The following is a 13779-nucleotide window of genomic DNA, read 5'->3' on the forward strand; positions in this document are numbered from 1 at the left end:
AATTTATGAGATTTCTGTTCTTTTTGCGTATAATATAAATAGAGAAAGAAGGTGCGTGGATGTTACAGTTTGTTTTAGGAAATATTTTAACGAATAAGCAAGCGTGGTGTGTAGCAGATATGAAAGCGTTGCTTGAACAAAAACAAGTAAAACAAGTATTTTATCTTGTACCTGAGCATATTAAATTCGACTCAGAAATGAATGTTTTAACGCAATTACATCATGAGGATATAAGTGGTAGTATTGATATACAAATTTATAGTTTTTCAAGATTGGCATGGTATTTATTGAAAGACACGGGTGTTCTTGTGAAACAGCAATTAAGTAAAATTGGGTTAAGTATGCTTGTTCGTCATGTTTTATTGGAAAAACAATCTGAATTGGTTTTTTATCGTACACAAATTAATAAACAAGGGTTTATTAAGCAGTTAACAGATTTATTTTTAGAATTTCGTTCGGGTGCCATTTCACAAGAAGATTTTTATACCTTTTTTAAAGAAAAACCGAGTGATACAACAGAAAGCCAAGAAAATATGTATGTGAAGATGCAAGAACTAATGCTTTTGTATCGAGCATTTAATGAAAAATTAATAGGTAAGTATATTGAGAAAGAAGATTTATATACCCAATTAGCCGAGCATATTTATACAATGGATTTATCAAATACAGCCATTTATATTGACGGTTTTGAACGTTTCTCTGCAAAGGAACAACAAATTATCCTTGCTTTAATGAAAAAAACATACAAGGTATCAGTAACATTGCCTCTATCCAAAAAAGCAAAGGAAAAAACACCATTAACGCTTATTCCAATGATAACAAGAGAAAGATTAATTCAATTAGCACAAGAAAATAGTGTACGTATTTCAGAAGTTGATGTCACAAAAGGATATGAGCGTTATAGTGAAAATATGCAGAAAATAGTTTCTTTTTGGGAAGAAGCCTTTCAGTCAGTTGAAAGAAAAGATAATGATGTAATAAAACAAGACGCTTTATTTATTCAAGAGTATGACACTAAACAAGAAGAAGTAACAGCCGTTATCAATCAGATAAGTAGATTGGTTGCGACAAAGCACTATCGTTATAAAGATTTTAGTATTTTGATGCGACAAGTTGAAGATTATGAAATGATTTTAAAACCTTTGTGTCATGAAAGCCAAATACCTTATTTTATTGATAATGCTGATACCATGGCATCACATCCTATTTCAGAATTTTTAGCATCTTTATATGCCATTCAAAAACGAAATTGGCAATATGCGGATATGATGCGATTATTGCGATCAGATTTATTAGAGATAGGTGCGCAAGACGATATTGATGTGTTTGAAAATGATTTATTAGCAAATGGTTATGTCGGAAAACGTTGGTGGATTGAGGATAAGGAACAATGGAAGTATGAACATATAAGAGAACGTATTGTCGGTATATTGCTTCCGTATATTGAAACATTAGAGCAGGCAAGTACGATGAAAGATGCAGCAGTTGCTTTATACATGCTTTGTAAGGAGCATGGAGTAGTTTCAAAAATAAAGCAGTGGCGAGATGATTTCATTGCTCAAGGACAGTTGGAAAAAGCACGTCAACATGAACAGGCATGGCAGACGTTTATCCAATTATTAGATGAATTTGTGATGGTTCTAGGAAATATACCATTTGATTTACAAACATTTTATACGGTATTATCGAGTGGCTTTGAAGAGGCGGAGTATAGTTTAGTACCTCCTACATTGGATACGGTCACTATTTCAAGTTTAGACGGTAGACGTGCCACGACTAAAAAAATGATTTTTGTTTTAGGAGCAACGTCTAGTCAATTTCCAAAAATATATGATAATAAAACATTGTTATCAGACGAAGAAAGACATCGGTTAACGCAAGTGTTAGCACCGGGGCATTATTTACAATTAGATACGCTTGATCGCACAATGGTAGAACCTTTTGTTGTGTATCAATTATTGGCGAGTGTAACAGAACAATTATATTTATTTTATCCAAAAACACATGAGCAAAAATCGACATATATAGAAATGTTAGAAAAGCGTTTTGATACACGAATGACGCCTCAATTATTAGGAAAAAGCAAACAAGTGATACGTTATTTAATGAAACAAATACGAACACATTATGATACGGATAGTACTTTATCTTTAATAGATAGATACTTAATTGCATTTATGCAACAAACGACGCCTTATCATGAAGTATTTAAGCCATTGATGAAGAGTTTTGAGTATCGCAATGTTCCGGTTCATTTAAAGAATGCTTTAGAGTTATATCAAGGGCATTTATACTTATCTGTTTCTCAATTAGAAAGTTATTTCAAAGATCCGTACAGTCATTTTTTACAGTATGGCTTAAAGTTAAAAGAAAGACCTGTGTTGTCTTTAACACCGGCAGATGTAGGGAATGTTTTTCATGATACGTTGGATATATTTTTTGAACAAGTGGAGCAGTACGAACAAGAGATTGATACATTGATTGATCGTGCATTGACGACTGTTTTTGATAAACCACAGTACCGATTGTTTCAAATGACGAAAAGTATGGCTTTTTCAAAAGAATTATTAACGGATACGTTGACACACGTGATGCAACAATTATATCAAGCTAAAAAGCAGACCAATACACGTGTTATTGCGACGGAACAAGTTTTTGACACAAAAGGGTCGACAGGACTGATTTTACCAAAAATTGATTTGTTATCGGATTATACGCTGTCTTTACGAGGGAAAATAGACCGGATTGATGTTGTCAATGGGGATTATTTAAGTGTTGTTGATTATAAATCAAGTGCAAAACAATTTGATTTAAGCCGTTTTTATGAGGGATTATCGTTACAATTGATAACCTATTTATATGTGCTCGAACAAAATAAAAAGCAGTTGCATTTAGAAAACACAAAAACGATGGGTGCTTTTTATTATCATGTAGGCTATCCTTATGAAAGAGTGAAAACCAAAGCATTCGATATGACGGATTTGGCATATACGCAAGAAAAATTTAATGGTATTTTATCATTATCTGTAGAAGATGTGGAAAAAATCCCAGATGTATCGATGTTTTATAAGGTCGGTTTAACAAAATCAAATACATTTAATAAAACAAAAACTATGCCAACAATAGAATCACTAGATACTTTTTTTGACTTTTTAATATGGAAAATAAAACAAGCTGGGCAACGCATTTTAGCTGGTGATATTCCTTTATCACCTATTAAAGATGAACCATTTACACCGTCTTTAAATGAGTTTAGAAGTATTTCTTTATTTGATGCTACTTTACCAGAAAATCAATATCGAAAATTATTGTCAGTAGAAGATGTGTTACAAGCAATGAAAGAAAAGGGAGTGAATGCAGATGATACCAGTCAAACCAACTAATGTAACCTTTACAGATTCGCAATGGGAGGCAATTTATGAAACGGGTAGTCATATTTTAGTTTCAGCATCTGCTGGCTCGGGGAAAACAACCGTTTTAACGAAGCGTATTGTTGAAAAATTAAGACGTGGAACGAAAATAGAAGAATTGCTTGTCGTGACCTATACAGAATTAGCCGCTAAAGAAATGCGTGAGCGTATCGAAAAAGAATTAAAAAATGTTATCAATATTGAAACAGATGTCGATACAAAGCGTCATTTACAAATGCAATTAAGATTGTTGCCACAAGCAAATATAAGCACCATTCACGCGTTTTGTTTAAAAGTGATTCGTAAACATTTTGCTAGTGTGGATATGGATCCTGTTTTTAGATTGATGACAGATGAAACAGAAATCATGCTTTTAAAAGAAAAAGTATGGCATGAGTTAAAAGAAAAGCTCTATGATAGACAGTCATTTAGACAGTTGGCAAAAGCTTACTCAAGTGATAAGTATGATGATAAACTAACAGATCTTATTTTTTCGTTGTATGATTTTTCAAGAGCAAATGCCAATCCAGATGAATGGTTGAAACGCTTAGCGTCTTTATATAATATGGATAATTTAACAGACAGTGTTTTATTTCAATCACTTATTAAGCCTTATGTTATTTCTATGTTAGAGGATGCGGTTTTTCAATTAGAGCAAGGGATACAATGCTTAAATGGGGATGAACGTTTGGATAAAGTCACATGTTTACTCTCTGATGAAAAAGTGTTGATAGAGTATGTTTTAAATAGTTTAGTTGAAAATAAGGATTATGATAGTGTCTATGCGGCAATAAAACAAATTGAATTTTTACGTTTTCCGTCTATCAAAAAAGATAGCGATGTAAAAGAATTTTCGGAACAGGCTAAAGTATATCGTGATAAAGCGAAAAAAACGGTAGAGAATATGATTGAAGCTGTTTTTTATTGTCAAGAGCAGGTTCACCTTGATTTATTGCATAAGATTTTGCCGTATATTGATGAAATGATTGATGTTGTGACCTTATTTTCAAAGGCGTATGCACAAGAAAAGAAAGAGTATAATGTGCTTGAATTTAGTGATTTAGAACATATTACATTGTCTATTTTAGCACCGATGCATAATGGAAACCGACATATTAGTCCGGTAGCTTTAGAATATCAAGAATTATTTGAAGAAATTATGGTAGATGAGTATCAAGACGTCAATCGTTTACAAGAAACTATTTTATCGTATTTAACCAACGGGAAAAATATGTTTATGGTAGGTGATGTCAAGCAGTCTATTTATTCTTTCCGTTTAGCTGATCCGAGTTTATTTTTAGAAAAATATCTTGCTTTTGGAAATGAACAAGGTGGAAAACGTATTATTTTAGCAGAAAATTTCCGTTCAAGAGGGGAAGTTTTACATGCTACGAATTTTATTTTTCAACAAATTATGGATCAACAAGTTGGAGATATGGCGTACGACGATGATGCCATGCTTGTTCAAGGAAGTCAGGCTTATGCAGATGGTAGTGGATATGAACTTTCTGTTTTGTTATATGAAAAAGAAACACATCAAGAACAAGAACTGGATATGGATGTATCAGAAATGTTTAAAATTGATACAAAAACAGAAGGTGAAATCGTGATGGTTGCCAAGGAAATAGAGCGATTGATACAATCAACATTTTTAGTTCAAAGTACAGAAAAAGAAAATGGTAAATTTAAGCAACGTCCGATTACGTATGCTGATATTGTGTTATTAGTGCCGACAAAGAAAAATAATGTTGTCATTCAAGAAATTTTTAATCGGTATCATATTCCGATTCAGATTGATGAAGCAGAAACTTATTTCCAACGAACAGAAATTATGATTATGATGTCATTGTTAAAAATAATTGATAATCCGCATCAAGATATTCCACTTGTTTCTGTTTTACGTTCTCCATTGGTTGCATTAGATGAAAATGACTTAGCAGCTATTCGTATCAATCAACGTACCAGTGGATATTATGAAGCTGTTCAATCTTTTGTTGCTGATTTTGAGCGTGGCTCATTACCTCAAAATGCTTTTCATGAAGCGATTTATAAGAAATTAGTACGGTTTATGGAACGATTAAATACATGGAGATTTATGGCAACAAAAGAGTCTTTAGTGTCGTTAATTTGGCATATTTATCAAGAAACATATTTTTTAGACTATGTATTAGGTTTGCCGTCTGGTCGACAAAGACAAGCGAATTTACATGCTTTATATGAACGGGCAAGGGAATATGAGCAAACGGCATTTAAAGGATTGTTCCAATTTGTTCAGTTTATTGAAAAAATGCAAGAAAAAGATAAAGATTTATCCGAAGCATCTTTGTCTACTGGAAATGAAAATGTTGTTAAGTTGATGACCATTCATGCAAGTAAAGGTTTAGAATTTCCAGTCGTGTTTGTATTAGACTTGAATAAATCGTTTAATAAAAGAGATAGTCAATCCAGCTATGTCTTTACCGAAAAATATGGTATTGGTACAGACTATTTTGATATTGAGAAAAAATTTCAATTTCCGACACTTGCTCGTTTTGGCATGAGCCGATATAAAGAGAAAAAATTATTGGCAGAAGAAATGCGTAAATTATATGTGGCATTAACAAGAGCAAAAGAAAAATTATATTTAGTTGGAAATTGTGTCAATGAAAAAGATTATTGGGAAAAATTATCCGGTATTGCTAGTTATAATGAAGTTGTGTTACCTTCGGGAAGTCGTTTATCTAGTCAGAGTGCATTATCTTGGATAAATATGGCACTAGTGCGTCATCGTATGGCAGAAAATAATTATTTACCAGTCTATACATATCCAACTGTACTGTTACAATCACCGATTCGTTTTACCATTCAATTTTTTAAAGAACAGGATTTAATGATAAACCAATCCGAAGTGTCTGATATAAAAACAGTGACTGAATGGGTGCAGGAGCAGGTAATAGACGTATCTCATTCGGAGGATATGCAAGATATTATTCAAACGATTGAGCATGTGTATCCATATATGGCTCAAGTGCAAACGACAACCTATCAATCAGTATCTGAATTGAAGCGTATGGTAGAAGATCCAGATTTGCTTGAGATGCAACCTTTAGGTCAAGGTAATCGCTATGTTAGTGATGATTTAATGGTACCCATGTTCATGAAGGAAGATACGGTAACAAATACAATGATAGGAACGGCTGTTCATTTAGTTATGCAAACAATATCTTTAGAACAGACTGTTACAATGCAGACGATTGATACACATATTAATCAATTCGTTTCAAAAGGGCTAATGACACAAGAGGTTGCTGAAAAAATAAATCGTTATAATATTTTGCGTTTCTTCTCAACGGATTTAGGGCAGTTAATGCTGAAACAACAGAGATTATTACACCGAGAAGTGCCGTTTTCGTTAGCGGTCAATGCACATCTTCTGTTTCAAAGTATGGAAAAAACAGATGAAAAAGTGTTGATACATGGGGTTGTTGACGGCTATATAGAATACGACGATGAGATTATTTTGTATGATTTTAAAACAGACTATATTGGACAAAATATAACGGTAGAAACCATTATGAATCGTTATCGTCAACAAATGAATGTTTATGCGACAGCCTTAACCTCTATTTTACATAAGCCGGTTACAAAAAAATATTTATGTTTATTAAGTATTGGAGAAAATGTTTTAGTTGATTAACTTAGATATAACCCGCCAGCTATGCTGTTAGGCATAGCTGGCGGGGTGTGTTATTTATTTTTAAATTTTTGGAAATAGCATTATTAAAAATAGGTTATTTACAAAAAAATAGAAATTTATATCTTGAAACACGATTATTTTCAAATTTTTGAAAATAATCGTGTTTTGATGTATAATCATCTTGAGGTGATTATATGGAATTTGTATCAAGACCTATGTATCTTGAATTTTTACAAAGACATAAAGATAAACCAATCATTAAAATTGTGAGTGGCGTTAGACGTGCTGGGAAATCTGTTTTGTTTACACTTTTCAAAAAAAATTTAATGGAAAGTGGTGTTTTCGAAGAACAAATTATTTCTGTGAATTTTGAAGATTTAAGTTTTTATGAATTGCGTGATTTTAAACGATTGTATGCGTATATTCAAGAGCGTTTGATAGAGAATAAAAAATGTTATATTTTTTTAGATGAAATTCAACATGTACCTAATTTTGAATTAGTAGTAGATAGTTTGTTTATTAAACCTAATGTGGATATTTATATGACAGGTTCAAATGCCTATTTTATGAGTAGTCAGTTAGCAACTAATTTAACAGGACGTTATGTTGAATTAGAAGTTCTACCACTATCTTTTTCAGAGTACATACAAGGATTGTCAAATAAACAAGACCATATTGTACTATCAGATGCTTTTAATCAATACGCATTTAGTGCTTTTCCATATCTTTTGCAAACAGAAAACTTTTTAGAACGTGTGGAATATTTAAGAGGTATTTATCATTCTGTTTTAGTGAATGATATTGTATCACGTATAGGAAATCCTAATACGTCATTATTAGAAAGAATTATTCGAACATTGTTGAGTAATGTTGGAAGCTTAGTATCAACCAATAAAATAAAAAATACATTGATAAGTCAACATGTGACGATTTCTCATAGTTCTTTAGAAAATTATCTTGAAGCATTAACAGATAGTCTACTTTTTTATGCTGTTCCACGCTTTGATGTAAAAGGGCGAGAGTTATTGCAACGTCTAGAAAAATATTACACTGTCGATTTAGGATTTCGACATCTATTATTACCAGATCATCAGGAAGATTTTGGACATCTTTTAGAAAATATTGTGTATTTAGAATTGCGTAGAAAATATGCGAAGGTATATGTTGGAAATGTTGGGAAATATGAAGTGGATTTTGTGGTTATCACAGATAAAGGAACGTATGCTTATTATCAAGTCAGTGAAACAACTTTAGCACCCGAAACACTTGAACGGGAGCTACGTCCATTAAGAGAAATCAATGATCAATTTCCAAAATATTTATTAACAATGGATACAATACAACCAAGTGCCAATTATAACGGAATAGAAAAAAAGAATATTATTGATTGGTTGTGTGAATAAGCATGTTTTTATGATAAATAAGTATTTTGAATAGAATACATAAATAAGGAAAGACAATCTCATTATCTTTCCTTATTTTTTGTCAAAATAATGATTATAAATGACTGAAAATGATTGATTTTGATTGAGAAATCGTTATAATAGGTGGTGCATAGGAAAGGGAGGGCTGTTTTATGTTGGCAACGGAAAGACATCGTTTGATTTTAGACTTATTAGCACATCAAAAGAGTGTCACGGTACTTGAATTTGTGGAAACATTAAAAAGTTCACAGGCAACCATTCGACGAGATTTACAGTATCTTGAAGAAAAGAGAAAACTAAAGCGAGTACATGGTGGAGCAGAATGTTTAACGCCGTCTAGTGAAGAAAGTTTACTGACCGATAAATTAGCGTGGTATACAAAGGAAAAACAAGCGATTGGTAAATATGTTGCAACGCACTTTTTATCGCAAGTAAAAAGAATTTATTTAGATGCGGGATCAACAACACACAATATTATTCCTTTTTTAAGTGCAACAAAGCATGAAGTGATTACCAATGGGGTACATCATGTGAGTGCTTTGTTAGAATATGGTATTCCAACGTTATTAGTTGGAGGTCAATTAAAACAAACGACACAAGCTATTATTGGGAGTGTGGCGTTACAGCAATTACAACAATATCAATTCGATATGGCTATTTTAGGAACAAATGGTATTGATTTTTCGTTTGGTTTCTCAACGCCCGATTCAGAAGAGGCAATGATTAAACAGCTCGTGAAAAATCATGCCAATCAAACAATTATTGTATCCGATTCATCAAAATTCGATAAAAAATCATTTCATCAATTTGCGACGTTTGAAGATACTTTGTTGGTTGTCGATAGTTGTCCTAAAAAATATCAGCGTTACCACAATATTTATACAGTGAAGGAGGGATAACATGCTTTATACGATTACATTTAATCCAGCCGTTGATTTAGTGATAAATGTACCGAGTGTTACCTTGGGCGATTTAAACCGCTCCCTAGGAGAAAATTACGTTGCCGGTGGCAAAGGTATCAATATGTCTGTTATTTTAAAACGTTTAGGATTTGTGAATACAGCAGTCGCATTTTTAGGTGGCTTTTCAGGAACGTATATTCAGTCAGAATTAGAAAAAGACAATATTATAGTGAAACGTATTGAGATAGACGGTATTACACGTATCAATGTGAAATTAAAAAGTCAAGAAGAAACAGAAATCAATGCGAATGGTGCATACGTTTCAAAGGAGAAATTTGAAGAATTGTACACGTATTTTGAAAATGTCTTGACGAATGAAGACACAGTCTTTTTAGCAGGGAATAAAGCACCGGGCATGACAAGTGAACATTATGTGATGATTGCTAAACTATGTCAAGAAAAAGGTACAAAATTAGTACTAGATACAACAAAAGAATTATTAACACAATGTTTGCCGTATGAACCATTTATTATTAAGCCAAATCATCATGAATTAGGTGAATTGTTTGATGTTGTGATTGATAGTGAAGAACAAATTATCCACTATGCAAGACAATTACAAAAACAAGGTGCAAAAAATGTACTTGTTTCTCGTGGGAAAGAGGGTTCTTTGTTAGTCACAACAGACGGTCAGATTTTCACGGCTAATGTACCTAAAGGGACGGTTGTGAACTCGGTAGGAGCAGGGGATTCTATGTTGGCAGGATTTATGTCCTCTTACTTACAAACAGGAGATTATATGACTGCACTTAAACAAGGTGCAGCTACGGGAAGTGCAACAGCATTTTCGGTAGGTATTGCTACATTAGAATTGATTGATACATTATTACCACAAATAACAGTGACTAAAATACAATAGTAGAAAGGAATATATATGAGATTATCAGAATTATTTATAAAAGATGCAATGACATTAGACTTGCAATCAACAACAAAAGAAGAAACATTATCCGTTTTAGCAAATCGCTTTGCACAAGTTGGAGGTGTAAGTGATGTTGAGGGGTATGTAGAAAACTTGAAAAAGCGTGAAGCACAATCCACAACAGGTGTGGGAGATGAAATTGCGATTCCTCATGCACAACATGTTTCTATTCAAAAACCAGCGATTGTTTTTGGACGTTCTTCACAAGGGATTAACTGGGAATCATTTGACGGTCAACCTGCTAAATTAGTGTTTATGATTGCTGCTCCAGAAGGTGCAGGTGGCGAACACTTGAAAGCTTTAGCAAGTTTATCAAAAGTATTGATGAATATGGATGCAAAAACAGCTTTATTAAATGCACAATCTCCAGAAGAAGTTATTTCTGTGATTGAGCAGTTTGAAGAAAAACCAGAAGAAGCACCTGAAATGGTAGAGGAAGCATCAAAAACAGATGCGTATGTTTTAGCTGTTACAGCTTGTCCAACTGGTATTGCACATACTTTTATGGCAGCAGAAAAATTGGAACAAGCAGGTAAAAAAGCAGGCATCAAGATTAAAGTTGAAACAAATGGCCAAGGTGGTATTGGTAATCGTTTAACAGCAAAAGATATTGAAGAAGCGACAGCGATTATCGTTGCGGCTGATAAAAATGTAGAAATGGCTCGTTTTAATGGTAAACCTGTCATCGTAACAAAAGTAGCGGACGGTATTCATAAAGCGGATGAATTGGTAGAGCGTGCGATGAAGGCAGATGCACCAATTTATAAAGCAGAAGATATTCGTGAAACAATGGGACAAGATGTTGTCAATGAAAGTTTAGGGCGTAAAGCGTATAAGCATTTGATGAATGGTATTTCTCATATGTTACCATTCGTTGTAGCAGGTGGTATTTTTATTGCGATTTCGTTCTTCTGGGGTATCAATGCGTTTGATCCAAAAGATGCGTCTTACAATGTAGCTGCTCAATTTATTTTCACATTAGGTAAATTGTCATTTGCAATGATGTTACCAGTTTTAGCTGGTTTTATTGGTCATTCTATTGCCGACCGTCCAGGTTTAGTTGTTGGTTTTATGGGTGGTATTTTAGCGAATCCGGGTGTGTTATCTGATTCCAATGGATTGGTAGAAGCATCACATATTCAACCGTCTGGTTTTTTAGGTGCATTAGTTGCCGGTTTCTTAGCAGGTGGTATTATTATATTCTTGCGTAAAGCATTTGCATGGTTACCAAAATCATTGGAAGGTTTAAAACCAATTTTCTTATTCCCTATTTTTGGAACACTGATTATGGGACTTTTAATGATTTTAGTATTAAATGCACCAATGGCAGCTATTACAAATGGTTTAACAACATTTATTGATTCTATTCCGACAGAATTAAAAATGGTTGTTGGATTTGTTGTCGGTGGTATGATGGCGATTGATATGGGTGGCCCAATCAATAAAGCAGCATATGCTACTGGAACAGCTTTAGTAACGACAGCAGCGGCTGGTGCTGGTTCAGATGTAATGGCAGCTGTTATGGTTGGTGGTATGGTACCGCCAATGGCAATTTTCTTCTCTGCTTTAATCAAAAAAGATTTATGGGAAGAATCTCAACGTGATAGTGCATTAGTAAACTGTGTCATGGGTATGGCGTTTATTACAGAAGGTGCTATTCCATTTGCGGCATCAAATCCAGCTAAAGTTATACCTGCTCTAGCTCTTTCAAGTGGTGTTGCCGGTGCATTAAGTATGTTATTAGGTGCAAGTAGCCGTGTACCACATGGTGGATTCTTTGCTTTAATGACAAATGGTATTATCAATCCGTTTGGATTTTTTGCAGCATGGATTATTGGTTCATTATTAGGTGCAATTTTATTGATTGTATTTGTAGGTAAAAAGAAAGCATAGTAAAACATAACGCTACCCACGGAAACATTCGTTTCCATGGGTAGCGTTTATTTATGATTAATGCGTAAAAAATCCTATTTTTTGAGGCCCTAGTTCAAGGTTCATTGTATCGAAAAATAGACGAATAGAACTGTATAGCCCGTAGTGATAAAAAGTACCTTTGTGTAATGGTGTATATAATGTCACACTGTCAACAAGGCTTTTTTCTTTTTCTGTTAAGTGAATGCCACCGTTTATAGCATGATTGTCATAGGAAATTGTTTGTCCTGTTTTTAAGTGTATGGTTTGTCCGGTAGGTTTTGTTGCTGCTTCTATTTTATGTTGAAAAAGAAACGGCAGACAAAGACAGGTAAGTAAAACATATTTTTTTGTTTTCATAGTCATTTCCTCACTTTCTTATATTTATTATACACTTAATATATGAATATATAGAGTGGAAATAGTGAGTTTTTTGTTTTTATTTAAATGATAGAAAGCGTATTGCTTTCTATCATAAAGATTTTAGAGCAATACGCTTTTTATGAGGTCTAGTTTGATAATATTGGAACATTTGATAAACTCATATTTTTTAAGAGAGTTTTTCATCGTTGTTTTTATTCATAAGGTTCAACGTGAACATCGGTAAAGGTTACACCAAATTGTTCACTTAATTCTTTTTCTATGGTTTCAGTCACATCATGACTTTCTTTTACCGTTAAGTGTGCATTCATTAAAACTGTGACGTCAACATAAATATTTGCTCCGTAATGACGTGCTTTTATGGAGCGGACGTCATGTATTTCGGGGTGAGATAAAATGAGTTTTCTAAATGGTTCTAATTGTTCGGTATCAAAGCCATCAGACAGAGCGAAGGCACTTTCTTTAAAGACGGAAAAAGCGGTATTTAAAATAAAGGCAGATACAAAAATCGCCATGATACTATCAATCCAATACCATTTAAACAAAACCGCAAAGAAAATAGAAATAGCGGTTGATAAACTGGTAAATGCATCAGCTAAGTTATTTTGTGCAACGGCTTTTAATCCCATGGATTGAATACGGTTTGCAAGGCGATGATTATAAAAATAAGTTGCAAACATTAAGGCACTGGCGAATATGCCAATGGCTGCTAGGCTTAAATCAAAATTAGGTTCTTCTTGTTGAACTAGTGATGTGAAAGAGGAGAATAATACTTGTAATCCGATAAAACACATAATAAAAGAACTCATTAAACTAGAAATACCTTCTACTTTCCAGTGTCCGTATTGATGTTCTTCATCGGCAGGTTGTTTTGCCAATCGGATACCGAAAAAAACGGCAACGGAGGATAATACGTCGGTAAAGTTGTTCCAACCGTCAGCGGAAAGTGCCGATGATTTGAAAAGAGTACCGAGAATAATTTTTAGTGATGCAATAACTGTATAGATAATGATACTAATAAGTGTCCCTCGTTCAGCGAGGGTTAAATGGTCGTTTTTAAGTTGCATACTTATCCCTTTCTACATGAAAAAAC

8 protein-coding genes are annotated in these 13779 nt (G+C 33.5%); 6 read left to right on the plus strand and 2 right to left on the minus strand.

Annotation, left to right across the window (positions count from 1 at the left end; translation table 11 throughout):
- Positions 1–59: 59 nt before the first annotated feature.
- The 6 genes from GMA11_RS04275 (at position 60) to GMA11_RS04300 (ending at position 12287) form a co-directional block, all read left to right on the plus strand.
- The gene (locus GMA11_RS04275; protein ID WP_163545985.1) at positions 60–3383 is read left to right on the plus strand and encodes a PD-(D/E)XK nuclease family protein; all 3324 of its coding nucleotides are present in this window, start codon (positions 60–62) and stop codon (positions 3381–3383) included.
- Positions 3361–7086: a helicase-exonuclease AddAB subunit AddA gene (gene addA, locus GMA11_RS04280; protein ID WP_163545986.1), complete on the plus strand. Its 3726-nt coding sequence runs from the start codon at positions 3361–3363 to the stop codon at positions 7084–7086. Before GMA11_RS04275 ends, addA begins: the two co-directional genes overlap by 23 nt.
- A 194-nt stretch (positions 7087–7280) precedes the next feature.
- Positions 7281–8489 (plus strand): ATP-binding protein, encoded by a 1209-nt coding sequence (locus GMA11_RS04285; RefSeq protein ID WP_163545987.1) that lies wholly within the window; start codon positions 7281–7283, stop codon positions 8487–8489.
- Between the two features lie 173 nt (positions 8490–8662).
- Positions 8663–9409 carry a DeoR/GlpR family DNA-binding transcription regulator gene (locus tag GMA11_RS04290; RefSeq protein WP_163545988.1) on the plus strand — a complete coding sequence of 249 codons (747 nt, stop codon included), beginning with the start codon at positions 8663–8665 and terminating at the stop codon, positions 9407–9409.
- A 1-nt stretch (position 9410) separates the two neighbouring features.
- A complete protein-coding gene (pfkB, locus tag GMA11_RS04295) occupies positions 9411–10331 on the plus strand; it encodes a 1-phosphofructokinase (protein ID WP_163545989.1) in 921 nt (306 codons plus the stop codon).
- 15 nt (positions 10332–10346) lie between these two features.
- Positions 10347–12287 (plus strand): fructose-specific PTS transporter subunit EIIC, encoded by a 1941-nt coding sequence (locus GMA11_RS04300; RefSeq protein WP_163545990.1) that lies wholly within the window; start codon positions 10347–10349, stop codon positions 12285–12287.
- A gap of 57 nt (positions 12288–12344) precedes the next feature.
- Here the strand turns inward: GMA11_RS04300 and GMA11_RS04305 are convergent, their stop codons facing one another.
- On the minus strand, positions 12345–12665 hold the full coding sequence (locus GMA11_RS04305) for a hypothetical protein (RefSeq protein ID WP_163545991.1): 321 nt from the start codon (positions 12663–12665) through the stop codon (positions 12345–12347).
- A 215-nt stretch (positions 12666–12880) separates the two neighbouring features.
- Positions 12881–13753, minus strand: a complete 873-nt coding sequence (locus GMA11_RS04310) for a cation diffusion facilitator family transporter (protein ID WP_163545992.1) — start codon at positions 13751–13753, stop codon at positions 12881–12883.
- Between the last annotated feature and the right edge of the window lie 26 nt (positions 13754–13779).

Source organism: Granulicatella sp. zg-ZJ (assembly GCF_010892355.1).
Lineage (GTDB): Bacteria > Bacillota > Bacilli > Lactobacillales > Aerococcaceae > WM01.